Here is a 26,480-nt window from a genome sequence, read left to right on the forward strand (position 1 = left end):
TACAGTTGTACACAACCTCATTCATTTTATGAAATACGCAGCAAACATTCTCGAAACGATAGGACATACCCCGCTGGTAAAACTGAACCGCGTAACCGCCTCTCTCCCTTGTCCCGTGTTCGCCAAAGTGGAGTTTTTTAATCCCGGCAACTCCATTAAAGACCGGATGGCCATTAAAATGGTGGAAGTAGCAGAACAAAAAGGCCTGCTGAAACCAGGCGGCACCATCATTGAAGGCACTTCCGGCAATACCGGTATGGGCCTGGCCCTGGCAGCGGTGATCAAAGGATACAAATGTATTTTCACCACTACCGATAAACAATCCAAGGAAAAAGTGGATATCCTCAAAGCAGTAGGTGCAGAAGTGATTGTCTGCCCCACCAACGTGGAACCTGAAGATCCGCGCTCCTACTACTCCGTATCCAAAAGACTGGCTACCGAAATACCCAACTCGTTTTACGTTAATCAATACGACAACCTCGCCAACCGCGATGCCCACTACGAACAAACCGGTCCTGAAATATGGGAACAGACCGATGGTAAAGTCACCCATCTCGTTGTAGCCACCGGCACCGGCGGCACAGTAACCGGTACCGGTAAATATCTCAAGGAAAAAAATCCTGCGATCAAAGTATGGGCGATCGATAGCTATGGCTCGTTGCTGAAAAAATATTTTGAAACCGGTGAAATAGATATGAGCGAAGTGTATCCTTATATCACGGAAGGCATCGGCGAAGATTTTGTACCGCAGAACTATGATATGAGCGTGATTGATGCTTTCACTAAAGTAACCGATAAAGATGGCGCCGTGATGGCCCGCCGGATTACCAAAGAAGAAGGCATCTTCGTGGGTTACTCCGCCGGATCGGCTGTAGCAGGGCTGCTCCAGCTAAAAGACACGCTGAAACCCGACGATGTGGTAGTAGTGATCTTCCACGACCATGGCAGCCGTTACGTGGGTAAAATTTATAACGACCAATGGATGATGGAGCGCGGTTTCCTCGATGTAAAAACCGTGAAGGATATCGTAAATGCCCGCCGGAACATGCCGCTGGTCACCATCGCCGCTGAAGAAAAAGTGAGTGAAGCCATCGCCCGCATGCGTAAATTTGATATCGAACATATCCCTGTCACCAAAGGCGGCGACATCGTTGGCGCCGTATCAGAAAGTGGCCTGTTCAACAAACTCATCGACAATCCACACCTGAAAGACGCCACTGTACAGGATATCATGCATGCTCCTTTCCCTATGGTCAACCAGGACACGCCGATAGAGAAACTGTCGGTTTACATTAACCGGGAAAACGGTGCTGTGATGACCAAAGATGAAAGCGGTGATCATCACATCGTTACCAAATACGACATCATTCAGGCCCTGGGCCGTTAGTAGTATGTACCAGGATCAGTTGCACCGTATCATCGTACTGCCGGAGGCGCCACAGCGGATCGTTTCGCTGGTGCCTTCGCAGACGGAACTATTATATACTTTAGGTCTGGAACAGGAAGTGGTGGGCATCACCAAATTCTGTGTACATCCCGACAGCTGGTTTCGCAGCAAAACGCGGATAGGCGGCACCAAAAATGTGCGTATGGACGCCATTAAAGCGTTATCACCGGATCTTATTATTGCCAACAAGGAAGAGAATACCGCAGCAGATGTAGAAGCGCTGATGGAAACGTACCCGGTGTGGGTCAGTGATATTCATACCCTGGAAGATGCCTGTGAGATGATTACCGGCATTGGTGCTATCACCCGGAAAGCCGAAGCAGCCAATCAGCTGGCAGCCGGTATCCGGCAACGTTTCGCCGCCTTGCCACCGCTCCCCGCTCCCATTCCTGCCGCCTACCTTATCTGGCGTGATCCGTGGATGGCCGCCGGTGGCGATACTTTTATTCATCATATGCTGCAGCGTTGCGGTTTACAGAATATTTTCAGCGGCATTCCCCGTTACCCTGCCATAGACGCCGGTCAGCTGGCAGCCAGCGGTTGCAGGCTGGTATTGTTGTCTTCCGAGCCTTATCCCTTCAAAGAAAAACATATCGCGGAAATACAGGCTATATTACCCGAAGCCCGGGTGTTGCTGGTGGATGGGGAGATGTTTTCCTGGTATGGCAGCCGTTTGCTGGAAGCGCCGGCCTATTTCACTGATTTGTTGTCGTCATTGCAGTCGTCTGCTTAAATATACATTTCTCACTGAAGCAACCCTTCCGTTTCCCGTTTCGTAACAGTAGCAAATACATTTTATGGAACGAAGAGATTTTGTCTCCCATATCGGGATGACACTGACATTGGCTTGTATAGGCGGACTGGCAGCCTGCAGTAAAGGTGGCGGTGGTTACGGCGATTCACCACAGCCTGCACCGGGCGGGTCTAACGCTAAGCTGTCGCTCAATCTGGGCACCGACCTTCCTAATCCCGGCGATTTTAAAATCGGCAACGGTGTCATTATTATCCGTACCGGTACGGGTAAAACGGCAGCCGACTTTGTGGCATTGTCCAGCACCTGTACCCATCAGGGATGTACGGTAGCCACTTTCAACAACACAACCAGGCTGATTGAATGTAATGCGCCTTGTGGCCATGGCAGCAGGTATGCTACCAGTGGCGCCGTGAATACAGGGCCGGCCACGTCGCCTTTAACAGCGTATACGATTACTGTCAACGGTAATACATTAACCGTCGCCTAAAAAATTACGAATTACGAATGGGGCAAATAGGTTTCAAATTCGTAATTCGTAATTCATTTAGTGTTTCAACAGGAAATCCAGTACCCATCCGGCGAAGTACGGTGAGCGCACCACGCTGCCGTGATCGCCGGCCACGGTGCCATGCATGCCCCGTGGCATCATAGCGGCGAGTGATCCGCCGGTATCATTGTCTTCATCCTTATCTCCCCCGATCACCAGTACCGGTTGTTCTACTTTTGACAATTCAGCCGGAGACGTAAACGGCTGTCCCCATTGCATGAGGGCGAGCGCCCTTTGGTCTAACCCTTTCGCCTGTACGTTTTTAACCATGGCGGTTAGTTCCGGGACATCTTTACCGGAGAGGGCGTCGTAGAATTTGAGCCGGCGTGGCCATTCCGGGTTAGTGAAGCCGGTACCGATGCCACCGAGTACAGCACAGGTAACCGAGGAGTCCAGCACCAGCAGGCGGGCGGTGATAATAGAGCCTCTGGAGTACCCTACCACCTGATAGGCGGGCAGTTGCAGGTGCCGGGCGAGCGCCATGACGTCCCGTGCTTCCGCGTCCCCGGTGTAGGCGAGACTATCGTGCGGATGGTCTGAAGTGCCGTTGCCGCGCAGATCCAGTATGATAATGCGGAAGTTGTGCCGCAGCAGCGAATCGTACAGCGGTGTGGTGGGCCAGGAATCACCATTGGTGATAAAACCGTGCACGAGGATAACGGGTTGACCGTTGCCTTTCACCGAATAATGAATACGGGTGCCATCGAAAGAGCGGAAGTAATTTATGGAATCGTTTGCATTCCGATCAAACGGGCTGGCAGACAGGTTTATAAAGGGGATCAATAAAAGTACGGAGCAAAGGAGTTTACGCATAACAGTAACGAATAAGTGGTTAAAATACGTTTTTCCGCCTGTATTTTTCAGCGGAGAGAAAAATACATTTCGCTATAAATCTTATTTTTTACTGTGTATATTTGCTTTCCTAAAAAAACAAATACATTTTAAAGTATGGGAAAATACAGAGCTGGCGTATTATTCGGCGAAGAGCTGGATGCGCTGTATAACGATGCCAAAGACAACGGATTTGCTATGCCTGCCGTGAACGTAGTAGGAACCAACTCAGTGAACGCGGTTCTGGAAACAGCTGCCAAAGTAAATTCACCGGTCATTATACAGTTTTCCAATGGTGGCGCCCAGTTTTTTGCTGGTAAAGGCATGCCGAATGACAAACTGCAGGCAAACATTGCCGGCGGTATCTCCGGTGCGAAGCATGTGCATGAAGTAGCTAAATACTATGGTGTTCCGGTTGTACTCCATACTGACCACGCCGCTAAAAAATGGCTGCCCTGGATCGACGGTCTGCTGGACGCAGGTGAAACGTTCTTCAAACAAACCGGTCAACCGCTGTACAGCTCTCACATGCTGGACCTTTCCGAAGAGCCTATCCAGGAAAACATCGAGATCTCCCATAAATACTTTGAGCGGATGAACAAACTGGGTATGTCCATCGAAATCGAGCTGGGTGTAACCGGCGGTGAAGAAGACGGTGTGGACAACTCCGGCGTAGACAACTCCAAGCTCTATACTCAGCCTGAAGACGTGGCTTACGCGTATGAAGTGCTGTCCAAGGTAGGTCCCCGTTTCACCGTGGCTGCTGCCTTTGGTAACGTACATGGCGTATACAGCCCGGGTAACGTAGAGCTGCGTCCGATCATCCTGCAGAACAGCCAGGAATTTATCCAGCAGAAATTCGGTACCCCTGCTAAACCGGTATACTATGTATTCCATGGCGGCAGCGGTTCTCCGAAACATCAGATCAGCGAAGCCCTGGGTTACGGCGTTATCAAAATGAATATTGATACCGATATGCAATGGGCATTCTGGGAAGGCGTACACGACTTCTACGAAGGTAAAAAAGAATACCTGCAGGCTCAGCTGGGCAACCCTGAAGGTGCGGACAAACCGAACAAAAAATACTACGATCCGCGCGTATGGCTGCGCAAAGGTGAAGAAACCTTTGTAAAACGCCTGGAAGAAGCGTTCCGTGACCTGAACTGCATCAACAGAAACTAATACCGCTATTTTATTTATAACCGCCTGAAGCGGAAACAAAGCGACTTATATTAAAATAATCGCTTTTGTTTCCGCTTCATTTTTAGGAGTTAAAATAGGACAATTCCTCACATTTCCGGGGGATAACAAACCACAGTTGTTTGGTTTTATGCATTAATTCGTATCTTGCACCACTATTTTCTAATCTAATAGTAAAATATGTCAAGCTGGTTTAAGCGAATTAAACAAGGCATCTCCACCTCCACCAGTGAGAAGAAAGAAGCACCGGACGGGTTGTGGCACAAGTGTCCTAACTGTAAAAAAACCACCACTGTTAAGGATCTGAAGGAGCACTACTACGTGTGTGACAAATGTAACTATCACAACCGTATCAACTCCAAGGAGTATTTCGAAATCATTTTTGACGACAACCAGTTCGAGGAACTGTTTTCCAATATTTACCCTACCGATTTCCTGGGCTTTAAAGACCTGAAACCTTACTCCGAAAGGCTGAAGGATGCTCAGAAAAAATCCGGTCTGAAAGACGCCATGACTGTTGGCGTTGGCAAGACAAACGGATTAAACCTGGTAGTGGCCTGTATGGACTTCAACTTCATCGGTGGCTCAATGGGTTCTGTAGTAGGTGAAAAAATCGCCCGCTCCATCGACTATTGCATTGTGCACAAAATGCCGTTGATGATCATTTCCAAATCCGGCGGCGCCCGTATGATGGAAAGTGCCTTCTCCCTGATGCAGATGGCTAAAACTTCCGCCAAACTGACCCAGCTCGCCAATGCCCGGCTGCCCTTTATTTCCATGATGACAGATCCCACTACCGGTGGTGTAACCGCTTCCTTCGCTATGCTGGGAGACGTAAACATTGCTGAACCGGGCGCCCTGATCGGCTTTGCCGGCCCGAGGATCATCAAGGAAACGATTAAAAAGGACCTCCCTCCTGGCTTCCAAAGCGCTGAGTTCCTGCTGGAACACGGCTTCCTGGATTTCATCATGGACCGGAAAGAATTAAAAATAAAACTGGCTAATTTGCTCAGTCTCTTCAAAAACTAGATAATCATTTTGGGATTTTCGGATTTTTTGATTTTGGAATTTTGGGAGACCATCAGCTCTGTTTTACATCACAAAATCAAAAAATCCGAAAATCCCAAATTTTTCACCCCATGGCCGAATTAAAGAACAGATCAGCATATTTTGAGTACGCAATAGAAGAGAAATTTATTGCGGGAATGGTATTGACAGGAACCGAGATTAAGTCTATCAGAGCCAGCAGGGTCAGTTTTAATGACTCTTTTTGCTATTTTTCAAAAGGAGAACTGTTTGTTAAAAGCCTGCACATCGCCGAATACTCACACGGCACCAGCGCCAATCATGATCCCCTGCGCGAAAGAAAATTGTTGTTGACCAAACGGGAGTTGAAAAAAATCGAAAACAAAATCAAGGAGCGTGGTTATACCATCGTTCCCCTTCGTATATTCATCACCGAAAAAAGTCTTGCCAAAATGGAAATAGGTGTAGGCAAGGGTAAAAAACTGTACGACAAACGGGAATCCATCAAACAACGGGAGTCTGACAGGGAATTACGCCGCCAGATCAAATAACCAAGGCGCAAGCAACCGTTACTGCTTAAACTCCATCCCTTGAATACGATTAGTTTACCTATCCGCTCCACCAGAATATGGGGCGTACTATGCCTGTTATGCTGCCTGGTATTGTGGAGTTGCCGTTCCGGCGAAAAACTCTACCAGAAAGGCAAGTACGATGATGCAGTGACCGCTTTCGTGAAAAAGCTGCAAAGCAAACCCCAGGAAGTTACCGCCCTGCAACTGCTACCCGAAGCCTACCGTCACGCCCAACAGTTGCACGAAGACCGGGTAAATGCCCTCCTCCGCTCCAACAACCTGCACAAATGGGAGGCCGTACGGAATGAATACAGGGCCATGCAACGGCTATACGACGCTATTCACAGCTCTCCTGCCGCCCTGGGCGTAGTAACGCCGAAAGACTACCGCGATGCCATTACCGGCGCCCTGGAAAACGCCGCCCAAACCCGTTACGATGAAGGGAACGCCCTCATGCAACGAGGCGACAAGGCCAGCGCCCGCAAAGCATATGACGAATTTGCTGCCGCCCTTAAACTCCTCCCCAACTTCCGCGATGCCAAAGAACGGAAGGAAGAAGCCTTCCAGGCCGGCATTATCCATGTAGTAGTGAGCGAAATCGATGTACGCTCTCCCTACTTCCAGTTTAGCGCCGACCAGTTCCGGGACTACCTGGTACGTACCCTGGAACAACGCAACGTCAACCGCTTTGTTGAATTTCACGACGAACGTTTTGCCCGGGCAGAAAACCTGCAACCGGACCAGTACATCTCTCTGCGCTTCATGGACTTTGTAGTGGGCCAAACCTATGTTGACCGCCTCCAGCGCGAGGTTTCCAAAGAAATTGTTACCGGCACCACCAAAGACACCTCCGGTAAAACCATTGATATCCGCACTATCGTAAAAGCGACCATCTTTACCACCAAAAAAACAGTGGTATCCAAAGGACTGCTCGATTATCAGATCACCGATGTTTACAACAACCGTGTACTCCGTACCGACCGCATTCCCGGCAGTTACACCTGGCTCAATCAATTCGGTACCTACCGCGGCGATTCCCGCGCACTCAGCGAAGAAGACAAAAAGCAGATCGGCGGCCAGGATATAGCACCGCCCCCACCACAGGAGTTGTTTGTTGAGTTTACAAGGCCGATATACGACCAGCTGGAGCGGGATTTGAGGAGTTTTTATTCATACGTTAATTAATCGACGATATGGGGCTCCATGTCCCCCCGGGGCTTCAGCCATGGGTTCCCTGGGACGATGAAATCATAGGGGCCAACACCGGTATCAGCTGATGTGCAGGTACCACCCCGCTTTGGCGCCAGGCCATTTTACCATTTTTAAACAGCAACATGGTAGGCACACTGCTGATCTGCCATTGGGCTGCCAGTTGCTGGTTTTTATCTATATCAATCTTGATGATCCGGAGTTTATCTCCAAACTTATCTTTCACCTCTTTCAGAATAGGCGGCATCATTTTACAGGGGCCGCACCAAACGGCAAAACAGTCGATCAGGACCGGGGTATCTGACTGGAGAATCGCTTGCAGGTTTTCCATAGCACACTAATTTAATCCACCTGCAAAATACGCTATTTTAAACACTTGATAATGGATGCGTTGGAAGCGTTACTGCAAGAAAATGTTGACGACGTTGAAAACATTTCATATATTAGGTATATTTATCATTTCAATATTCCCCACCGATGAACATCCTGTCCTCCGTTATTTACATGGTTTGGTTTCTTTCAGAGATATTATTACATCGTATACTGCGGGGAGGAGCGCCGGAAGACAAAAAGCGACAGGACAAAGGTAGCCTGGCCTATATCTGGATCGTGATCCTGATCAGCATCAATGTATCGATATACCTGTCTTACCAGACGAAATTCCCCATCCTGCAGCAAGGCAGCCTGATGAACTATATAGGGCTTTCGGTGATCCTGCTGGGTATGATACTGCGCTTTTATGCCATCGCCTCGCTGGGCCGGTTGTTTACAGTGGTAGTCACTATCCGCAAAGACCATCGCCTGAAAAAAGATGGTATTTACAGCGTGTTGCGGCATCCGGCCTATGCCGGTTCATTGCTGTCTTTCCTGGGCTTCGGGTTGTCGCTCAACAACTGGCTGGGACTCGTCATGGCGTTTATACCGGTGCTGGCGGCTTTTATTTACCGGATGGATATTGAAGAGAAAATGCTGACAACGCAGTTCGGTAACGAATACAACGAGTATATGCAACATACCCATCGTATTCTTCCCTGGATATATTAAAAAAGCCTTTGGAAAGAATTCCAAAGGCTCTCGATTTATGAAGGGTAAAAACTAGTTGTTGAGATTCGGATTGTTCTGTATCTCACTGAGCGGAATAGCGAATAGATAATAAGGGCTGTTAGGCACGAATGCGCTCTTATCCGGCAGTGTAAGCGTGCGATGCCCTACCCCGCGTACCGGTATCACAGAACCGTCGGGCTGCCGCACATTGATAATGCTATCGCCGCCGTTGAAATTCTTAAACGGCTTTCTCACTACGGTACCGCCGGTACGAATAATATCTACCAGGGAAAATCCTTCGCCCCATAATTCCTTTCTTCTTTCCAGCAGGATACTATCGAGTACCTGACCGCCACCATTGTAAGGATGGGAACTTCTGACGGATCTTAATGCATTCAGGGCCTCTGCCGCTTTGGCGTTATTAGCCGTACGGGCATAACTTTCTGCTTCAATCAGGTACATCTCGGCAGACCGCATCAGCACCACGTCGGCCACCTGGGCGCCGGGATCACGGAAACGGAATTTTTTATAGAGTAAGGCGCCCGGACCGGTAGTACTCCACTGGAACAAACGGAAACGTACATCAGTGCTGTCAAAATAGCCCTGGAACCAGGGATCAGCCTTGAAGCTTTTGTAGTAAGCCACCGGTGTAGATACGTCCAGGAAGTTGAAGGTAGAAGCAGCTACGTTCTGGTTGGGCGTTTGTGGCTGGCCCCAGATCCATTCCGGGTTGTTGACGTCGTTAAAACCTTTGTTGTAATCGTCGCCGGACATCAAAGAGTACCCCTGACGGGCTGCCACAGCCGGATCGATGGCTTTAGCCGGCTGGTTGCTGTACAGGTAGGCCCGCGCCAGTAACCCATTGGCTACATTGGCATCGATTTTAAACTTCTGCGTAGCATCGCGCTGGTAATCCGCCAGTAAAGGCAGCGCCGCTGTCAGATCGCTGATAGCCTGCTGATACACCTGCGTTACGCTGGATCTGGGCTTGCCGGGTGTAGCCGGATTAGCCGGATCGGTGTAAATGGGAACGGATTTTCCGGTAGCACTGGTCGTAACACCGAAAGAATAAAATTCTGCCAGCGTCAGGTAGCACCAGCCCCGTAAAGCGGAGGCCTGGCCTTTCAGCAGTTTACGTTTGGCATCGTCACCGGGAACCTGGTCTATTTTAGACAGGAAGTTGTTGCAGTTATCGATGGTTTTGTACAGGATAGTCCAATAAGCGCTTACCCTGTTTTTGGTATTATCCGTCATTTCGATAAACGTATAGGAATCCCTGAAACCATACGAAGTGGTGAGGGCCACATCGCTGCCCATCGCATCGCTGGTAAGGTCCAGCGATTTGATACCGGGTACCGCGAAGGTGAAGTAGGTTTCAAACATATAGGCCCAGATACCGGTCAGCGCAGTGGATGCGTTGTCTACCGAATTAAACACCTGGTCATCGGGCACAGCATTGGTAGGCTTCGTATCCAGGAAGCTTTTGTTGCAGGCCGAAAGAATGGCTGCGGCGAATATAGCGATGAATAATAGTCTGTTCTTTTTCATGACACAGTTTTTAGAAGCTCAGATTAAGACCGGCGGACACAGATTTTACAGCCGGGTAACGATAGTAGGTAGTACCGCCGACCGTTTGTTCAGGGTCCATGCCTTTGTGATTGTACAAAGTAAACAGGTTCTCTCCCTGTACATACACCGTGATATTGTTCAGGTGCGCCCGCTCCATCAATGTCTTGGGCAGCGTGTAGCTGAGGTTCAGCGTCTTTAGCCTGGCGTAGGTAGCATCGTACAGGAAACGGGTGGAAGTGCCCGTCCAGCTGGGCGCTACGGAATTCACCTGTGGTACGTCGGTATTACGGTTGGTTGGCGTCCAGGCATTAAGCACTTCGGTTGACCATGCACGGCCGGCAGCGCTACCCAGTCCCATCAGGAACGTATAGTCGTTGTCGAGCACTTTACCACCCAGGCTGTACACGATAAGGAATGACAGCGAGAAGTTTTTGTAAGTGAAAGTGTTGGTCAAACCGCCATACAGGTCCGGCAATGAAGAACCGGAATAATACAAGGAGGATGCAGCATAGTTACTGGTATCACCGATACTGCCATCCGGTTTCGTTACTTTCCAGAGCGGCGCACCGGTGTTGGGATCTACACCTGACCATTGACGGATAAAGAAATCATAAATGGATTTGCCTACCATTAATTTTTTGGTACCGCTGATGATTTCCTGTTGTGGCAGGCTGGTCACTTTGTTGCGATAATGGGTCATATTCAGATCGATGTTCCAGCTGAAATCTTTTGTTCGTATAGGCGTACCATGCAGGTTGATGTCTATACCGGTATTTTTCAGGGCGCCGATGTTTTCGTCTACAGAAGCGTAACCGATAGAAGGCGGTTTAGGCCTGGAATACAACAGGTCCTGTGATTTGCGGACAAAGAACTCTGCACTACCGCCAAAACGATTGTCGAACATAGCCCAGTCCACCCCCAGGTTCAGGTTGAGGTTTGTTTCCCATTTCAGCAGGTTGTTGTACAGGTTTTCGCGGAAGGTACCACCCAAGCCCAGGTTGCTGTTCACAGAGTACAGTGGCAGGTAGTTGTAATAACGGGTAGGTCCCAGGTTATCGTTACCCTGTCCGCCGTAGCTGGCGCGCAGCGTCAGCAGGTTGAGCCAGGAACTGTTTTTCAGGAATGCTTCTTCCGTCATTTTCCAGGAGGCGCCTACAGACCAGAAAGTACCCCAGCGGCGGTCGGGAGCGAAGCGGGAGGAGCCATCACGGCGAAGGGAAGCGGAGAAGAAATATTTGTTACTATAATCGTATTCCGCTCTGCCGAGATAGCTGCTTTGCCGGTAGGAATCGGAGTATCCTTCGAAGCCGCCGATCAGGGCTGCATCAGAAGGCTCATCAATGCCGGGAACGGAAAATCCGGACTTATTGCCTTGCAGATAAGTGTACTGGTATTTATAGGCTTCCTGACCGAGCAACACATTCAGGTGATGTTTTTCATCGAAGGTAGTTTCGTAAGTCAGGATGTTGTTGAATGTCCAGCTGAAAGTACGGTAGTTGCCTTTTACCACGGTACCGCCTACTTCGGCATCGAAACCGAGGGTGGGATTTGTATAGTCGTGCCCTACGCGGGTAGAGTAATCGGCGTTATAGCTGGTTTTAAATTTCAGGCCTTTATAAAGTGTTGCTTCGGCGTATACGCGGGCGGATACGTCGTCGCGGATGGTATCGTGTTTATCGATGCCGGAAGTTTGTACCAGGTTGGTCCTGGGGTTGGCCGGATCGGGACGGTAATCGCCATAGTCGAAGATGCGGCCGCCTTTGGCATCCAGCAGATAAGCGCCGGTATTGGGATCGCGCTGATAAACAGGGTACATAGGTCCCATGAGCCGGCCGTAATTGACGTAGTTGTCGCTGCGGCTATCTTCAGAAGGAGGCGCCTGCTGATCGGAATGGGTGGCGTTGAGGTTGAGGCCTACTTTCAACCATTTACGCGCATCAATGTCTATATTGGAGCGTACGGTATACCGTTTAAAACCGGAGCCGAGGTAAATGCCCTGGTCATCGAGATAACCGCCGGAGATAAAGTAGCGGGTTTTATCCGTTGCGCCGCTGATGGCCACATTGGCCTCCGTACGGTGACCGGTACGCTGCATTGCTTTGTTCCAATCATCGTTCCACAGCGGTTTAGCGCCGGCCACCAGTTTACCGTCGGTACCTACCGGCTGCGGGAAAGCGCTGCCATAGGGATTGATGCCCAGGTTGTCCACCAGGTCGCGGCTGGCATCCCTGGCGGCTGTAACGGAATCTGAGCTCATCAGGTTTTCGTTGAACAACGCGCGCCAGAACATAGGGAAGTACTGATCGGTAGACATCCTGTCATAATCTTTTACCGCTCTTTTGGAGAAACCCTGACTAACGCGAACGTCTATATTACTGCCTTTGGCTTTTCCTTTTTTAGTAGTGATGATGATGACACCGTTGGCGCCCCGGGAGCCGTACAATGCAGCAGAGGCCGCGTCTTTCAGCACGCTGATGGATTCAATATCGTAAGGATTGATAGCACTGAGGTTACCACCATAAGGTACCCCGTCTACTACATATAATGGGTCTGCGGAAGCATTGATAGAGCCTACCCCGCGAATACGGATGGTAGCGTCAGAACCCGGCTGTCCGCTCTGGGAGGCGCTTTGCACGCCGGGAGCGAGACCTTGTAAGGCTTTGGTAATGCTGGATACCTGGCGGTTTTCCAGTTCGGCGCCTTTTATCTGCGATACAGAGCCCGTATAGGAGCTCTTTTTAGCCGTACCATAGGCGATCACCACTACTTCATCGATGTCTTTCCCGGATGATTGCAGGGAGATGGTTATGGGAGCAGTACTGACAGGTACTTCCTGCGGTGTCATGCCTACGTAACTGATGACCAGTGTAGTGGCGGCAGGATCGGTTACTTCCAGCCGGAAAGTGCCGTCAGGACCGGTTAACACCCCTTTCGTCGTTCCTTTGATAACGATGGTGGCGCCGGGCAACGGCTCTTTGTCTTTAGCCGAGAGCACGGTACCTGTAACGGTACGTACCTGCGCAAATGCTGCCAGTGGGCCCAGCAACAGTAAAATAATCAGCAATCGTTGTAACATAAGTTCTATGTTGATTGGTTTAGAGAACGAATGAAGGCAATAGCAAGCCCCTACCTGCTGCAAGCAGATAACACCGGCTAAGCCTCCCTGTATGGTTTGTACTGTGACAGTTAACTTCCGGAATCAGTAAATGTTGCTGTAACCTGTTGTTTCGGAAGTGCTGTTATGCAGATAGCGATTTGATATTTAATTACAGCAACAACAACTTTGGTTGATGCCCTGAAGGAGCTGGCTCGTTTGTTCCATCATTCGGTTTCCTGGTTTGTTTAGCAATGGTTTTTTTGATATTCTACTAATCCTATAGACTAATGGGACGCAAAGCTATGGTGTTTGCATGTAAACAACAAAAGAAATGTTAAAATAGTTGAGCTATGATGGTCATGATTATTGCTGATTACGCTGATGATTTGGAAACGATGGTTACTTAAAACAGCCTACCCTTATAGCTATCAGGGTGTTTATCATGATAATATTTTTTTTCTGAAGAGGAGGATTATCATCTTATATTTTTTTGAAGATGATCCCCTGTTGTTGTTTTTCAGGGAGACGGCTATCTGCTATTGATATGATATGGAGGAAGATAATCAGCCTTTGTGCATCAACAGGACAATGATGACACCGGAGGTGGTTAATGTGATATTAGCCACTGCATAGGCTACCGTATAACCGAGCGCAGGTACTTTACTGTTAAGTGCATCCTGCACCGCCAGTAAAGGGGCCGACTCATCGTGCGCACCGGCACAGGCGCCCAGCCCGATGGCCGGATGAAATTTGAAGACGTACTTAGAGAGAAATAATGCCACTACCATGGGCAACAGGCTTAAAACCATGCCTGCCACAAACAACGTCAGGCCTTCCTGTTTGAGGCCCAGAAGAAAACCATCGCTGGCGGTAAGTCCCACAATAGCAATGAACACATGCAAACCGAGTTTGGTTAATACCCATTGGGAAGAAGGCGGGATATACCCGAAACGGGGATTTACACTTCGCAGCCAGCCAAAGAACAGACCGGCAATCAGCGCACCGCCGCTGGTACTCAGTTCCACCGGCACATTGCCGATGCGTACGCTCATAGCGCCCACCAGGGTACCCAATACGATACCGCCTGCCAGGTATGGGATATCCGTTTCCACTCCTACCCTTTCTTTAAAACCCAGCAGCGGCACCGCCAGGTCCAGTTCTTCCTGTATGCCCACCAGTTCGGCTACATCACCCTTTTGTACAATGGTATTGGCTTGTAACGGCATTTCTATACCGGCACGGGTAATTTTCCGGACACTGATGCCGTGCAGTTGCGGCTGCCGCACCAATAGTTTAATAGCCTTGTTACAGGCTGTTTTTTTGCTGATCACCACATTGACTGTCTGCACCGGAAAGGTGAGCAAGTCTGCGTCCGCTACCTCTTTGCCCAGCAAATCGCCGGAAGCGATGGCGGCGGACCGCTGTCCGCCTACGGCAATAATATCGCCGGGACGTATCACAAAATCGGGCGGCGTGGCCATGATCTCACCCTGACGTCTTACCCGCAACAGGTACAATACTCTTTTTTTACGACGGAAAAGCGCTTCTATCTCCCCGACAGATTTACCTCCATCCGCTACCAGCTCATTATTGACCAGGTATGCCCGGAAAGCTACATGATCGTAAGCCGTCTTAATATCACCATCTTCTTCTGCGTTCGCATCTTTGAGCGTGGCTTCCAGCTTGCGGGTCTCTTCTATCAGTTTCTCCCGGCTACCCGACATAAACCAGGGACCAATCACCGACAGGAACCAGCTGGTACCGGCAGTTCCAAAGATGTAGGTCACCGCATAGGCGACCGGTATCTGGTTGATCAGCCGGTCCTTGTCCGCCAGGCTGATATTGAGTTCATTGATGGTATTGGATGCCACGCCGATAATAGCGGAGCAGGTGTTGGCGCCGGACATAAGGCCGGCGGAAGTGCCGGTATCAAACCGCAGTATAGACGCAATAGCCCAGCAGAAAAAGAGACTACTGCAACATACAATAAAAGAGAATGCAGCGATGGGGAGACCATCTTTTTTTAGTCCCTGGAAAAACTGGGGACCGATACTATACCCGGTACAAAAGAGGAACAGCAGGAAAAAAACGGATTTCGCAGCGCCGGGGATCTGGATATGGATGCCACCAATGACTATACCCACCAGCAGCACCCCGGTAACGGTGCCCAGTGTAAAACCCCTGATACGTAATTTACCCAGGAGAAAACCAATGAGCAGGGTTAACATGACAGCGATTTCCGGGTATTTCTGGAGCGTTTCAAATAGCCAGGTAAGCATAAACGAAGTTTTTCCGTTTATATTACAATCCGGGCTGTCAGTTGGTTCGCGATGGTTAGTTTCCGCTTTCAAAGCCCTGGTCTATCAACCAGTTGCCGCTGTCTGCTGCCGCTGTAGCCAGTTCATCGCAGCGATTATTGAGCGGGTTGCTGGCATGGCCTTTCACCCACTGCATTTTCACTTTATGTTTACGGTAGAGCGGTATAAACCGCATCCACAGGTCTTTATTCTTTTTATCTTTAAACCCGGTTTTTACCCAGCTCCATATCCATCCTTTTTCGATGCTGTCTACCACATACTTACTGTCGGTAAAAATGGTTACCGCCAGTCCATCTTTTTTTAAGGCTTCCAGGGCGGTGATCACCGCCAGCAGCTCCATCCGGTTGTTAGTCGTTTTACGATACCCTTGTGATAACTCCTTACGGACGCTACCCCATAACAATACCACGCCGTAACCACCAGGACCGGGATTACCGCGGGAGGCGCCATCCGTATATATCTGCAATTCTGCCATAGCGCGCAAAGATAGTGTTCATTTGGTTATTTTGTCATTTGGCTATTTTGATATTTATTCATTTGGATATTTGGTTATTTTATTGGTTCCATGCGTAATATTGGCACCAATAAAATAACCAAATATCCAAATGAATAAATAATCAGACCTGGAAAACGCCCACGTTAAACGCCTGTTCTACCGGCGCGTTATTGGCAGCTTTAATACTTTCCGCAATATGGCTGCGGGTATCGGCAGGATCAATGATATCATCTACCCAGAGGCGGGCAGCAGCATAATAAGGAGTTGTCTGGCTGTTGTATTTATCTGTGATTTCCTTCAGCAGGCGGGTTTCCTCTTCCGGAGTGATCTCCTGTCCTTTTGCTTTGAGGGAAGCCACCTGTATCTGCAACAATGTTTTCGCCGCCTGTTCACCGCCCATCACCGCTATTTTAGCCGAAGGCCAGGCGAAGATAAAGCGTGGATCATAGGCTTTACCGCACATAGCGTAGTTACCGGCGCCGTAAGAGTTACCGATGATGATAGTGATTTTAGGCACGACAGAGTTAGATACCGCATTCACCAGTTTAGCGCCGTCTTTAATGATACCCGCGTGTTCACTGCGACTACCCACCATAAAACCGGTGACATCCTGGAGGAATACCAGCGGTATTTTTTTCTGGTTGCAGTTCATGATAAACCGGGCCGCCTTGTCGGCGCTGTCGTTATAGATAACGCCGCCCATCTGCATTTCCCCTTTGCGGCTCTTTACCATTTTACGCTGGTTAGCTACAATGCCTACCGCCCAGCCATCGATGCGGGCGTAGCCACAGAGGATACTTTTACCGTAGTCCTGTTTGTATTGGTCAAAGGCCGAGTGATCGACGAGGCGGTGAATGATCTCCAGCATATCATACGGACGGCTGCTATCGGCCGGCAGTATGCTGTTCAGCTCCGCTTCCGGCAGGGCTGGCGGTGCAGGCGCAATGCGGTCGAAGCCGGCAGAGGGTCCCTGTCCTATTTTGCTGACGATCCTTTTAATCTGGTCCAGGCATTCCTCATCCGTTTTGAATTTATAGTCCGCGATACCGGATATTTCGGTATGAGTGACAGCACCGCCTAACGTTTCCGCATCTACGTCTTCCCCGATAGCCGCTTTCACCAGGTAGGGACCGGCGAGGAAGATTGAACCGTTGCCTTCTACCATCAGTACTTCATCGCTCATGATGGGCAGGTAAGCGCCACCCGCCACGCAGCTGCCCATTACAGCGGCTATTTGCGTGATGCCCATCGCGCTCATGCGGGCATTGTTGCGGAAGATGCGGCCAAAGTGTTCTTTATCGGGGAATATCTCATCCTGCATAGGCAGGAATACTCCGGCGCTGTCTACCAGGTAGATCACCGGAAGATGATTTTCCATGGCTATTTCCTGCAGGCGCAGGTTCTTTTTGCCGGTCATGGGAAACCAGGCGCCGGCTTTTACCGTCATGTCGTTGGCTACGATCATACACTGGCGGCCGCTTACATAACCGATGCCACCAACTGTACCGGCGGCGGGGCAACCACCATATTCGGGGTACATTTCATAAGCGGCAAAGGCTCCGATTTCAATAAAGGGCGTGTCTTTGTCTATCAGATATTGAATACGTTCCCTGGCTGTCAGTTTGCCGCGCTGGCGAACCTTCTCAAGGCTTTTTTTTCCGCCGCCCTGTTCAATGGTTCCCAGGCGCTGCTTCATCGTACTTATAGCCAGTCTCATGGCATCTTCGTTCTTGTTCGTTTCCAGATCCACTTGGTTCATAACGTTTGGGTTTTACTTTAAAAATACCGACAAATAAGTTAAATTACGAATTATGCAGCTTACAGAACACCTCGCTTCTTCCTTAGAAGCATTATATAATGGTAAACCCTGGCTGGACGTAACTTTCAGGGAACATCTTTCCCGTATTGATGCAAAACAGGCCGTTAAAAGCCTGAACGGCTCCAATAACATCTGGCAGATTGTAAACCATGTTATCTACTGGCATCAGCGGGTAGACCGGTATATGCATAACGAACCACCGGAAAAAGACGGAGATCTTCCGGATTTTTATATGCCCGAAAATCATGGCGAAGAAAACTGGCAGGGAACCATTCACCGGCTGGAACATTCTTTTGACCTGATGGCCGCCTCTATCCGGAAATTTCCGGAGGCTGAACTTTTCGATACCTTTCCCGGTACCGATAAACAAGCGATTTATTATTTGCAGGGCCTTGCCGAACATGATGCCTATCATCTGGGACAGATAGTGCTGCTGCGGAAATACCTCTGAACATTTAGGGATTTACGGATTTTTTGATTTTGTGATTTAGCGGATGACCAGGCATCATTCAAATCAAAAAATTAAAAAATCCGTAAATCCCTAAATCATTGACTCAGGTCCATATCATAACGTTGTTCATATTGTTGCTGGCCCCATAGCTGCAGGAACTTTTCGCCAGTTTTACGAAAGCCGGCTTTTTTGTAAATATCGATAGCCGTGTTTTGCAGGCTGGTTGTCATCAGGTACACCTTCTCATAATTTTTCTCCCGGCAGAAGGCGATGGCTTCTTTGAATAATCGTTTTCCCAGTCCGCGCCCCCGGTAGTCGGGATGTACAATGAACCACCGCAGTTGCGCCAGGTAGCGCGACGAGCCCAGGATAGCCACGGCTCCTACGATCTTATTATCTGCAATAGCCAGAAATACCCGGTCCTTATTGGCGTTGTAGGTAGCCAGGAAATCCTGGAAGGTTTTGCATACATAGGATTCAAACTCAAAGTTATAGCCACATTCCTTCGCATACAGTTCACCGTGGAGGTAAATCAGGTATCCGATATCGCCCGGTTGCAGGTCATAACGGATATGGATATCCGAAGTTACGGCCGGGGCAGAACCGGACAATACTGTTTCGATGGTTTTCATGGCACCTGCCACTTGTTGTTGCTGTGATTCAGGCAACGGTTCCAGTATCTGCCGGATCTGGTCAGATGATTTATCGTTGAGGCCTGTCATCAGTTTTTTTCCTTTGGCGGTCAGCTGCAGGAAAAAGGTACGGCCGTCGGCGGGCGACTGGTGCCGGGTCAATAAACCGGCTGTTTCAAATTTCTTTAAGATGCGGCTCAGGTATCCCCCATCAATTTTCATGGTGGTGATCAACTGGCCGGCGGTACATTTTTCCTGCTCCCCGATCTCGTAAAGCACCCTGACTTCCGAGAGAGAATATTTGCTTTCGAGGATGTGCTGGTCCAACAGGCCTACTACCCCGGTATAAAAACGGTTAAAATGGCGGATTTCCGCTATCAGCGTGTCATTCGACGACATAGGTATCTGTATTTCAGTCAAATTTACAAAAATACTTGACAATGTCAAATATTTTATTTGACTAAAGCAAATAGTTATTTTCGGAGTATGAGTGTAAAAAACACCCCTGCGGTGTGTATACACTCAATAGTGTAAGATGTTATATTTGTGATTTAGCACTTTAAATTGGAGGTGCGGGCTTGATTAAAACACATATATGTCACCAGGATTATTATTTTCATTTGTCGTTGCCTACTTTGTTATCTTATTGATCGTCGCCTGGTACACTGGCCGTGGCTCCAACAACGACTCCTTTTTTATCGGGAACCGCAACAGTAACTGGATGCTGGTAGCCTTCGGGATGATAGGCACCTCTTTGAGCGGAGTTACTTTTGTGAGCGTTCCCGGAGCAGTGGGCAAAGACGCCTTTACCTATTTCCAGATTACCCTGGGGTATTTTATCGGGTACATCACCATTGCGTATGTATTGATACCGTTGTATTACCGGTTGCAACTGACTTCTATTTACAATTACCTGAACAGCCGTTTCGGGGCAGCCTCCTATAAAACAGGCGCTTCGTTTTTTATCCTGTCCCGTACACTCGGCGCCACCGCCCGTTTGTACCTGGTGGTACGTATCCTGCAGGACGCGATCCTGTCCAGCTTCGGCGTGCCTTTCTGGTTAACCACCCTGATCATTCTCTTTATGATCCTGGTGTATACCTATGAAGGCGGGGTAAAAACCATCGTATATACCGACACCCTGCAAACTACCTGTATGCTGGCCGGTTTGATCATTTGCGTGTTTTATATCCTGCATGCCATGGATATGAATATGGGCCAGAGTATTGCCGCCATGCAGGAGAAAGGACTTACCCGGATCTTTGAATTTGATCCCAACAGCAAACTGTTTTTTGTCAAGCAGATACTGGCCGGGGCATTTATTACCATTACCATGACCGGCCTTGACCAGGAAATGATGCAGAAAAACATCTCTGTTAAAACCCTGCGCGATTCCAAGAAAAACATGGTCTCCCTGGCATTCATCATGCTGGTCGTGATAGGATTATTCCTGTTCCTCGGCGGCCTGTTGAACCTCTACGGCGCCCAACAGCAGGTTAGCGCCACCGGCGATGCCCTGTTCCCTGAACTGGCCCTGCGTCATATGCCACCGGTCATCTCCGTGATCTTTATCATTGCGCTGATCTCGGCCCTGTTCCCCAGTGCCGACGGCGCTATGACCGCCCTCACCTCTTCTATCTGTATCGACATCCTGGACCTGCAGCGTCGTTCCGACTGGGACGAAGTCAAAAAGAAAAAAGTGCGTCAGCGCATTCACCTGCTGATGGCGTTTATCTTCCTGCTGTTCGTGATGGTATTTGAGTGGGTGAACAACCCGAGTATGATTGGCGTGATCCTGAAAGTGGCGACCTATACTTACGGACCGCTGCTGGGGCTCTTTGCCTTCGGTATCCTGAGCAAACGGGTTGTCAACGACCGGCTGGTACCGGTTGTTTGTGTGATTGCCCCCCTGCTTTGCTACGTGGTAGACAGCAACCAGGCCGTACTGTTCAAACAATTCCAGATCGGACTGGAGCTGTTGATCATCAACGGTGCATTTACGTATATCGGATTGCTCCTGATTTCAACAAAAAAAGAACTGCGTTAAGCAGTTCATCTATCTACATAAAAGAGAGAAGACCAACGACCGGTCTTCTCTCTTTTTTATTTATGGTAAATTTGATACTAAAAGTATCCTATGTATCATATTCGCCAGCTTCAGGAAAACGAACTTCCGCTTTATAAATCGATGCGTTTGGAAGCCCTACGGCTGGAATCTTCCATGTTCCGGCGCCCTCACGCAGAAGAAGCAGCGCTGCCGGATGCAACCTGGCTGGAACGTTTGACGCACCCCGGCGCCGTTTTTGGCTTGTTTGAAAATGACACGATCATCGGCATCACCGGCGTCCGGTTGTTGGATGGCCAGGTGGGCTATCTCGGACAATCCTATATCAGAAAGGAATACAGAGGGCGAGGCCTCTCCGCGATGCTTTACCAGGCAAGAATAGCCTGGGCAAAAAAAATGCAATTGAAGCAACTGCAGGTGGGCCATCGCGAAAACAATCTGGTTTCCAAAGCTGCCATTCAACGTTATGGATTTACATATAGTCACCGGGAGCCGTCCAACTGGCCTGATGGCAGTACAGAAGATGTGCTGTACTATGTGCTGGATTTATAATCCGTCCGTTTCTTTTGATTTATTGATCATGTGCAGTTCCAGTATGGTGGTCCTGCCGTTTTCGCTTTCGCGGTACATGGGGATGAACTTACGGTTGAACTGTATTTCCTGGTAGGTGTAAGACGTGCGTTGCAGCACGGTATTGGCATATACATCATTAAATCCTTTCACCAGCACGTATATTTCCACGTCGGCGTTCTGCATATCTTCCGCGGTAAAGCCCAGCAGCGGGCTGTTTTCATCGATCGGATGCACCACGGTCCAGTTCATGGCCAGGCTTTCAATTTTACCTCTTTCCAGCGGCAGGGTGTAGAACCGGTAGATGGGCGTACCGTCTTCCACCACCTGCAATCCCATGGTGACGGTCACATCCACGTTGGTGAGGGTGTGATTGTCTTTGTAGGAGGCAAAGCGGAACATCAGGCCGGTCATACCCTTATACGGCGCGATGAGTGCATTGTCGCTAAACACCAGGTGAGCACGGGGTTTGGAAAAGCGGCCATACATAAGGCCTGTAGCCACCGCAAAAGAGAGGAAGCCCGACATCGCTTCAATAGCCGCCACCGCATTGGCGCCGTCGCCGATAGGATTTACCCGGCCATAACCTACTGTCGTAAAGGTTTCCGTACTAAAGAAAAAAATCTCCTTAAACCGTGCCCAGGTAGTTTGCCCGATAATACCCTGGAACTCTCCAACGCCTATCCACCAATAGATACCAGTGTACAGCAGATTAATGGACACATAAAACAGCAGGATAACGCAGGTGAACTTCCAGGCCGGCAGGCTTAGCAAGGTGTGGTAGACATTAAAACGGTGCCAGAACGGACGGCCTACCCGTTGGATATTAAACGTGCCGTCGCGGTTGATAAACCGGCCTCCGTAACCATTGGGATTGGTACCGAAGCCGGTGTTGTCATTTTCTTTGGAGAAAGGGTTGATCCTTTTAAGGAGCGACATAAAAAAGATAGTTTGAATAACAAAGCTAACAAGATAATGTCATCTCCCGTTTGATCTTAATCACAAGTCCCGTCGATAGCGCAGGAAGGTCCGCCGGTAGATTCGATCGTGGTCAGCGGCTGTGTTTTATGCCATTCACCATATGCCTGTGTCAGCGCCTGTGTAAAGGCCTCTGACGGCTGCGCGCCGGATACGCCGTATTTGCGGTCCAATACAAAGAAAGGCACGCCGCGGGCGCCTAATTGCTCCGCTTCGCGGATATCGAGGTTTACTGCGCCGGCAAAATCGTCGGATGCCAGCATGTTTGTCACCAGTGTACGGTCCAGGCCTATGGCTGTTCCGATTTCTACCAGCACATCATGATTGGCCACATCTTTTCCTTCCGTGAAATAGGCAATGAATAATTTTTCTTCCGCCGCATCACCCAGTTTATGTGCTTTGGCCAGTTGTATCAACCGGTGTGCATCAAAGGAGTTAGCGATCACTGCTTTGTCGAAGTTATAGGTAAGGCCTACCTGGCTAGCAGTCTGTGTTACCTGCTGATGCATCTGTACAGACTGTTCACGGGAAATGCCTTTATGCTGTGCCAGGTAATCGTATACATCCGTGCCCGGCACAGGTGCCAGATCGGGGTTGAGCTGAAAGCTCTTCCACTCTACTTCTATCTTATCTTTTTCCGGGAATTTTTCCAGGGCAGCTTCAAATTTACGTTTGCCGATATAACAAAACGGACACATGATGTCTGACCATATTTCTACTTTCATCTTATTCATCTTTTATGTTAGAAACTCCTGCAAAGTTAATATATTTGCTTTCTAAAAGTTAGCAGTTACCAAAAGGATAGTGCTATACTAAAAGTAACCGAAAACATTTATATTGTCTTGTTATTTAATTATTTATAAATAACAAAATAACTAAATAATCAAATTATATGGTAACAGGTATTTTAACGGATCAGCCGATGGAGCTGACAGTAAAAGAGAAATGCATGGAGAAAGGTGATCATAAAGACTGCCTGGGTGTGATTATGCCGGTGCGCGACGCGCTGGATGTGATCAATGGCAAATGGAAGTTGCCGATTATCATTGCTATTTCCCGTGGCCATAAACGTTTCCGGGATATCGAAAGGAATATTCCCAAAATTACGTCCAAAGTGTTGTCCAAGGAACTGAAAGACCTGGAAGCGCATAAGCTGGTAAAACGCAGTGTATTTGACAGTCAGCCGGTAACGGTGGAATATACCCTTACACCGTATGCCGCTACGCTGAATCCGGTGATTGATGCGTTGTTTGCGTGGGGAACACAGCATCGCAAAACGATATTCGGATCAGCAGAAGTAGCGGAAATGCCGGTCATGCAGGAATAGGATATCAGGTGTACCACTCCGTAACGAGGTAGGGGACGTTCCCGGAAACCCAGAACCCAGGGCTGAAGCCCGGGGTTTTTCGTGCAGGCATATTATTCTTCTATCTTCAACACAATCTTCCCTTTGCCGGGGCCGCCCAGCTGGCTATAATCCTGGGCTGCGGCAGCGCTGGACAACGGCGCAAACACTTTCCGCACATAAGGCCTGATCAGATCTTTATCCAGCAGTTTGTGTACCTCCTGCATAGCGCGCAGGGTTTTCGTTCCGGCCCATACCGCGCGGATGCCGGCAGCAGCGGCTTTCTCCGGGGATGGTTCTTTCACCAGGCATAACAATATGCCGCCTGGTTTCACCAGTTGATAGGAGCGCTCAAGCGTATCGCCGCCCACCGTATCCAGCACCACATCTACCGGCGCTATTTGTGTTTCGAAGGGAGCGGTTTTATAATCGATTACTTCGGAAGCGCCCAGGGATTTAACGAAGCCGGCATTTTCAGCAGCGCTGGTGGCGATTACATAAGCGCCGGCATGATAGGCCAGTTGAACCGCCAGGTGCCCTACCCCACCGGCGCCGGCATGGATTAATATCCGTTGACCTTTTGTGAGTTGACCGACATCGAATAGCGCACCCCAGGCAGTTTTAGCGCCACCTGCCGCAGCCGCCTCCTCAAAAGACAGGTGCAGCGGTTTGGGAAACAATCTTTCGCCGGGCGCTACCGCACAGGCGGTATAGGAACCATCTACCGCGCCGTATACGGCTTGTCCCACCTTTTTATCCGTCACCCCTTCACCGAGGGCCACTACTACGCCGGATGCTTCCACTCCCGGGATATAGGGCAATGGCTTTTGCATCAGTCCTTCCCTGACTTTCCAATCGATGGGATTGACCCCGCTGGCCACGATATTAATCAACACCTCCCCTGGTCCCGGCACCGGTACAGGCACCTCTTCCAGGCGTAGCTGATCCGAACCGCCATAGGCGTGTACTCTTATTGCCTGTATATGTATATCCTTCATACCATTGATTTTTTTACTCCCTTAAATGTAAGGAAAAGCCGGCAGGAATCATGCGGAATGGGCCTTTACAGCTGCGGGCCAAAAATATTGTTTACCTTCGCCGTTCATATTTTGTAGAAACATGACATTTGGGGATTTAAATCTGAATACACCATTACGCAATGCACTGGATGAACTGGGCTTTACCAAACCCACTACCATACAGCAACGGGCCTTTTCTGTGATCATGTCCGGACAGGATGTTTGCGGTATCGCGCAAACCGGTACGGGTAAGACCTTTGCGTACCTGCTGCCTGTTCTCCGGCAGTTTAAGTTTACCAAAGAAAAATATCCGCAGGTACTGATTATGGTACCTACCCGCGAGCTGGTGGTGCAGGTAGTAGAAGCCGTTAAAAAACTGACCACCTATATGAGTGTGGAAGTGCTGGGCATTTATGGCGGCGTGAATATGAACCCGCAGATGGCAGCCGTACAGGAAAAGGTAGACGTGCTCGTAGCCACACCCGGACGCCTATACGATGTTATCCTCAGCGGAGCACTCAAAGTAAAATCAATTAAGAAACTCATCATCGATGAGGTGGATGAAATGCTGAACCTGGGCTTCCGGACGCAGCTGACCAACATCATGGACCTGCTGCCACCACGCCGGCAGAACCTGATGTTCTCCGCCACCATCACCGAAGAAGTAGAAGCGTTGATACAGCGGCATTTTGATAACCCGGCGATGATAGAAGCCGCACCCGCAGGCACGCCACTTGAAAACATCGACCAGGTACTGTACCGCGTGCCTAACTTCAATACCAAGGTAAACCTGCTGGAACTGCTGATTACCCGGGATGAAAGCATGGTAAAAACCCTCATTTTTGCGGGCACCAAAAAACTGGCCGACGACCTGTATGAACAACTGGAACCCAAGTTTCCCGGGAAGGTTGGTATTATCCACTCCAACAAAGAACAAAACCATCGTTTTAATACCGTTAACCAGTTCCAGGCTGGCAACTACCGCTTTCTGATTGCTACAGACATCATCGCCCGTGGTTTGGATATAGCGGAAGTAAGCCATGTGATCAACTTTGATACGCCTGAAGTGCCGGAGAACTATATCCACCGTATCGGAAGAACCGGCCGTGCTGATAAAAAAGGCATTGCCATTCTGCTGACGAAGGACCAGGAGACCGAAGCGCTGACCGCTATCGAAGGACTGATGAACTATAACATACCGGAAAGAACGTTACCGGAGGACCTGGTGATTTCTGATGTGCTGACAGAAGATGAGAAGCCGAAGGTGTTTATGCGTAACACGCTGGTGAAGGCACCCAAACGGGAAGATGCCGGTCCGGCTTTCCACCAGAAGCTGGCCAAAAACATGAAGACCAATCAGAAGGTCAGTCACAAAGAAAAGATGATGCTGAAATACGGTAAGCCGAAAAAACGCAAGCCTAAGAAAAGATAATTTTAGCCGGTCCCTGTCTTTAAAAAGGGCAGGGATTTTTTCTACCTGTATGATTATTT

The 26,480-nt window shown here is 49.3% G+C and carries 24 protein-coding genes; 13 read left to right on the forward strand and 11 right to left on the reverse strand.

The features are described from left to right. Positions 1–28: 28 nt before the first annotated feature. The 3 genes from ICL07_RS00460 (at position 29) to ICL07_RS00470 (ending at position 2,688) form a co-directional block, all read left to right on the forward strand. A complete protein-coding gene (locus ICL07_RS00460; RefSeq protein WP_188085989.1) occupies positions 29–1,387 on the forward strand; it encodes a pyridoxal-phosphate dependent enzyme in 1,359 nt (452 codons plus the stop codon). 4 nt (positions 1,388–1,391) lie between these two features. Then, positions 1,392–2,180 (forward strand): helical backbone metal receptor, encoded by a 789-nt coding sequence (locus tag ICL07_RS00465; protein ID WP_188085990.1) that lies wholly within the window; start codon positions 1,392–1,394, stop codon positions 2,178–2,180. 64 nt (positions 2,181–2,244) lie between these two features. Next, positions 2,245–2,688: a QcrA and Rieske domain-containing protein gene (locus tag ICL07_RS00470; RefSeq protein WP_188085991.1), complete on the forward strand. Its 444-nt coding sequence runs from the start codon at positions 2,245–2,247 to the stop codon at positions 2,686–2,688. A 57-nt stretch (positions 2,689–2,745) separates the two neighbouring features. Here the strand turns inward: ICL07_RS00470 and ICL07_RS00475 are convergent, their stop codons facing one another. Then, positions 2,746–3,561, reverse strand: a complete 816-nt coding sequence (locus ICL07_RS00475) for an alpha/beta fold hydrolase (protein ID WP_188085992.1) — start codon at positions 3,559–3,561, stop codon at positions 2,746–2,748. A 135-nt stretch (positions 3,562–3,696) separates the two neighbouring features. Between ICL07_RS00475 and fbaA the strand changes: the two genes are divergently transcribed. From fbaA to ICL07_RS00495, 4 genes are all read left to right on the forward strand, one after another. Next, on the forward strand, positions 3,697–4,761 hold the full coding sequence (fbaA, locus tag ICL07_RS00480) for a class II fructose-bisphosphate aldolase (RefSeq protein ID WP_188085993.1): 1,065 nt from the start codon (positions 3,697–3,699) through the stop codon (positions 4,759–4,761). A 198-nt stretch (positions 4,762–4,959) separates the two neighbouring features. Beyond that, entirely contained in the window at positions 4,960–5,808 is an 849-nt protein-coding gene (gene accD, locus ICL07_RS00485; protein ID WP_188085994.1) for an acetyl-CoA carboxylase, carboxyltransferase subunit beta, read from the forward strand. Between the two features lie 110 nt (positions 5,809–5,918). Beyond that, positions 5,919–6,356 (forward strand): SsrA-binding protein SmpB, encoded by a 438-nt coding sequence (gene smpB, locus ICL07_RS00490; RefSeq protein ID WP_188085995.1) that lies wholly within the window; start codon positions 5,919–5,921, stop codon positions 6,354–6,356. 39 nt (positions 6,357–6,395) lie between these two features. After that, positions 6,396–7,562, forward strand: coding sequence for a tetratricopeptide repeat protein (locus tag ICL07_RS00495; protein WP_188085996.1), 1,167 nt, complete (start codon positions 6,396–6,398; stop codon positions 7,560–7,562). A 34-nt stretch (positions 7,563–7,596) separates the two neighbouring features. Here ICL07_RS00495 and trxA read toward each other — a convergent pair whose 3' ends face one another. After that, the gene (gene trxA / locus ICL07_RS00500; RefSeq protein ID WP_188085997.1) at positions 7,597–7,917 is read right to left on the reverse strand and encodes a thioredoxin; all 321 of its coding nucleotides are present in this window, start codon (positions 7,915–7,917) and stop codon (positions 7,597–7,599) included. Between the two features lie 146 nt (positions 7,918–8,063). Here trxA and ICL07_RS00505 point away from each other — a divergent pair, with 146 nt between their 5' ends. Further along, complete coding sequence (locus ICL07_RS00505; protein ID WP_188085998.1) at positions 8,064–8,630, forward strand: methyltransferase family protein; 567 nt, start codon at positions 8,064–8,066, stop codon at positions 8,628–8,630. Between the two features lie 51 nt (positions 8,631–8,681). Here ICL07_RS00505 and ICL07_RS00510 read toward each other — a convergent pair whose 3' ends face one another. The 5 genes from ICL07_RS00510 to ICL07_RS00530 form a co-directional block, all read right to left on the reverse strand. Next, a complete protein-coding gene (locus ICL07_RS00510; protein ID WP_188085999.1) occupies positions 8,682–10,178 on the reverse strand; it encodes a RagB/SusD family nutrient uptake outer membrane protein in 1,497 nt (498 codons plus the stop codon). 10 nt (positions 10,179–10,188) lie between these two features. Then, positions 10,189–13,275: a SusC/RagA family TonB-linked outer membrane protein gene (locus ICL07_RS00515; RefSeq protein WP_223151712.1), complete on the reverse strand. Its 3,087-nt coding sequence runs from the start codon at positions 13,273–13,275 to the stop codon at positions 10,189–10,191. Between the two features lie 584 nt (positions 13,276–13,859). Continuing rightward, positions 13,860–15,575 (reverse strand): aspartate-alanine antiporter, encoded by a 1,716-nt coding sequence (aspT, locus tag ICL07_RS00520; protein ID WP_188086000.1) that lies wholly within the window; start codon positions 15,573–15,575, stop codon positions 13,860–13,862. A 55-nt stretch (positions 15,576–15,630) separates the two neighbouring features. After that, positions 15,631–16,089, reverse strand: a complete 459-nt coding sequence (gene rnhA / locus ICL07_RS00525) for a ribonuclease HI (RefSeq protein WP_188086001.1) — start codon at positions 16,087–16,089, stop codon at positions 15,631–15,633. A 142-nt stretch (positions 16,090–16,231) separates the two neighbouring features. Then, complete coding sequence (locus ICL07_RS00530; RefSeq protein ID WP_223151713.1) at positions 16,232–17,869, reverse strand: acyl-CoA carboxylase subunit beta; 1,638 nt, start codon at positions 17,867–17,869, stop codon at positions 16,232–16,234. 52 nt (positions 17,870–17,921) lie between these two features. On the opposite strand from ICL07_RS00530, the gene ICL07_RS00535 reads away from it, so the two are divergent. Continuing rightward, positions 17,922–18,380, forward strand: coding sequence for a DinB family protein (locus tag ICL07_RS00535; protein ID WP_188086002.1), 459 nt, complete (start codon positions 17,922–17,924; stop codon positions 18,378–18,380). Between the two features lie 95 nt (positions 18,381–18,475). On the opposite strand, the gene ICL07_RS00540 is transcribed toward ICL07_RS00535, so the two are convergent. After that, the gene (locus ICL07_RS00540) at positions 18,476–19,411 is read right to left on the reverse strand and encodes a bifunctional helix-turn-helix transcriptional regulator/GNAT family N-acetyltransferase (RefSeq protein WP_188086003.1); all 936 of its coding nucleotides are present in this window, start codon (positions 19,409–19,411) and stop codon (positions 18,476–18,478) included. A gap of 196 nt (positions 19,412–19,607) precedes the next feature. Here ICL07_RS00540 and ICL07_RS00545 point away from each other — a divergent pair, with 196 nt between their 5' ends. Both ICL07_RS00545 and ICL07_RS00550 read left to right on the forward strand, forming a co-directional pair. Further along, entirely contained in the window at positions 19,608–21,059 is a 1,452-nt protein-coding gene (locus ICL07_RS00545; RefSeq protein ID WP_188086004.1) for a sodium:solute symporter, read from the forward strand. 90 nt (positions 21,060–21,149) lie between these two features. Continuing rightward, the gene (locus ICL07_RS00550) at positions 21,150–21,629 is read left to right on the forward strand and encodes a GNAT family N-acetyltransferase (protein WP_188086005.1); all 480 of its coding nucleotides are present in this window, start codon (positions 21,150–21,152) and stop codon (positions 21,627–21,629) included. Here ICL07_RS00550 and ICL07_RS00555 read toward each other — a convergent pair. Beyond that, positions 21,624–22,586, reverse strand: coding sequence for an ion channel (locus ICL07_RS00555; protein WP_188086006.1), 963 nt, complete (start codon positions 22,584–22,586; stop codon positions 21,624–21,626). The two genes, ICL07_RS00550 and ICL07_RS00555, sit on opposite strands and share 6 nt — an antisense overlap. A gap of 56 nt (positions 22,587–22,642) precedes the next feature. Then, positions 22,643–23,350 carry a DsbA family oxidoreductase gene (locus ICL07_RS00560; RefSeq protein ID WP_188086007.1) on the reverse strand — a complete coding sequence of 236 codons (708 nt, stop codon included), beginning with the start codon at positions 23,348–23,350 and terminating at the stop codon, positions 22,643–22,645. A gap of 167 nt (positions 23,351–23,517) precedes the next feature. Here ICL07_RS00560 and ICL07_RS00565 point away from each other — a divergent pair, with 167 nt between their 5' ends. Next, entirely contained in the window at positions 23,518–23,952 is a 435-nt protein-coding gene (locus tag ICL07_RS00565) for a winged helix-turn-helix transcriptional regulator (protein WP_246484952.1), read from the forward strand. Positions 23,953–24,044: 92 nt separating this feature from the next. Here ICL07_RS00565 and ICL07_RS00570 read toward each other — a convergent pair whose 3' ends face one another. Further along, complete coding sequence (locus ICL07_RS00570; protein WP_188086008.1) at positions 24,045–24,968, reverse strand: NADP-dependent oxidoreductase; 924 nt, start codon at positions 24,966–24,968, stop codon at positions 24,045–24,047. Positions 24,969–25,089: 121 nt separating this feature from the next. On the opposite strand from ICL07_RS00570, the gene ICL07_RS00575 reads away from it, so the two are divergent. Next, positions 25,090–26,421 (forward strand): DEAD/DEAH box helicase, encoded by a 1,332-nt coding sequence (locus ICL07_RS00575; RefSeq protein WP_188086009.1) that lies wholly within the window; start codon positions 25,090–25,092, stop codon positions 26,419–26,421. Positions 26,422–26,480: the final 59 nt, after the last annotated feature.

The organism is Chitinophaga qingshengii, from assembly GCF_014529935.1.
GTDB classification, from domain to species: domain Bacteria; phylum Bacteroidota; class Bacteroidia; order Chitinophagales; family Chitinophagaceae; genus Chitinophaga; species Chitinophaga qingshengii.

Coding starts and splice junctions, on each gene's coding strand:
- accD (WP_188085994.1), top strand. CDS start 4,960: ATGTCAAGCTGGTTTAAGCGAATTAAACAAGGCATCTCCACCTCCACC.
- ICL07_RS00465 (WP_188085990.1), top strand. CDS start 1,392: ATGTACCAGGATCAGTTGCACCGTATCATCGTACTGCCGGAGGCGCCA.
- ICL07_RS00505 (WP_188085998.1), top strand. CDS start 8,064: ATGAACATCCTGTCCTCCGTTATTTACATGGTTTGGTTTCTTTCAGAG.
- rnhA (WP_188086001.1), bottom strand. CDS start 16,089: ATGGCAGAATTGCAGATATATACGGATGGCGCCTCCCGCGGTAATCCC.
- aspT (WP_188086000.1), bottom strand. CDS start 15,575: ATGCTTACCTGGCTATTTGAAACGCTCCAGAAATACCCGGAAATCGCT.
- ICL07_RS00545 (WP_188086004.1), top strand. CDS start 19,608: ATGTCACCAGGATTATTATTTTCATTTGTCGTTGCCTACTTTGTTATC.
- ICL07_RS00460 (WP_188085989.1), top strand. CDS start 29: ATGAAATACGCAGCAAACATTCTCGAAACGATAGGACATACCCCGCTG.
- ICL07_RS00575 (WP_188086009.1), top strand. CDS start 25,090: ATGACATTTGGGGATTTAAATCTGAATACACCATTACGCAATGCACTG.
- ICL07_RS00550 (WP_188086005.1), top strand. CDS start 21,150: ATGTATCATATTCGCCAGCTTCAGGAAAACGAACTTCCGCTTTATAAA.
- ICL07_RS00535 (WP_188086002.1), top strand. CDS start 17,922: ATGCAGCTTACAGAACACCTCGCTTCTTCCTTAGAAGCATTATATAAT.
- ICL07_RS00475 (WP_188085992.1), bottom strand. CDS start 3,561: ATGCGTAAACTCCTTTGCTCCGTACTTTTATTGATCCCCTTTATAAAC.
- trxA (WP_188085997.1), bottom strand. CDS start 7,917: ATGGAAAACCTGCAAGCGATTCTCCAGTCAGATACCCCGGTCCTGATC.
- ICL07_RS00565 (WP_246484952.1), top strand. CDS start 23,518: ATGGTAACAGGTATTTTAACGGATCAGCCGATGGAGCTGACAGTAAAA.
- smpB (WP_188085995.1), top strand. CDS start 5,919: ATGGCCGAATTAAAGAACAGATCAGCATATTTTGAGTACGCAATAGAA.
- ICL07_RS00470 (WP_188085991.1), top strand. CDS start 2,245: ATGGAACGAAGAGATTTTGTCTCCCATATCGGGATGACACTGACATTG.
- ICL07_RS00570 (WP_188086008.1), bottom strand. CDS start 24,968: ATGAAGGATATACATATACAGGCAATAAGAGTACACGCCTATGGCGGT.
- ICL07_RS00530 (WP_223151713.1), bottom strand. CDS start 17,869: ATGAACCAAGTGGATCTGGAAACGAACAAGAACGAAGATGCCATGAGA.
- ICL07_RS00560 (WP_188086007.1), bottom strand. CDS start 23,350: ATGAAAGTAGAAATATGGTCAGACATCATGTGTCCGTTTTGTTATATC.
- fbaA (WP_188085993.1), top strand. CDS start 3,697: ATGGGAAAATACAGAGCTGGCGTATTATTCGGCGAAGAGCTGGATGCG.
- ICL07_RS00510 (WP_188085999.1), bottom strand. CDS start 10,178: ATGAAAAAGAACAGACTATTATTCATCGCTATATTCGCCGCAGCCATT.
- ICL07_RS00540 (WP_188086003.1), bottom strand. CDS start 19,411: ATGTCGTCGAATGACACGCTGATAGCGGAAATCCGCCATTTTAACCGT.
- ICL07_RS00515 (WP_223151712.1), bottom strand. CDS start 13,275: ATGTTACAACGATTGCTGATTATTTTACTGTTGCTGGGCCCACTGGCA.
- ICL07_RS00555 (WP_188086006.1), bottom strand. CDS start 22,586: ATGTCGCTCCTTAAAAGGATCAACCCTTTCTCCAAAGAAAATGACAAC.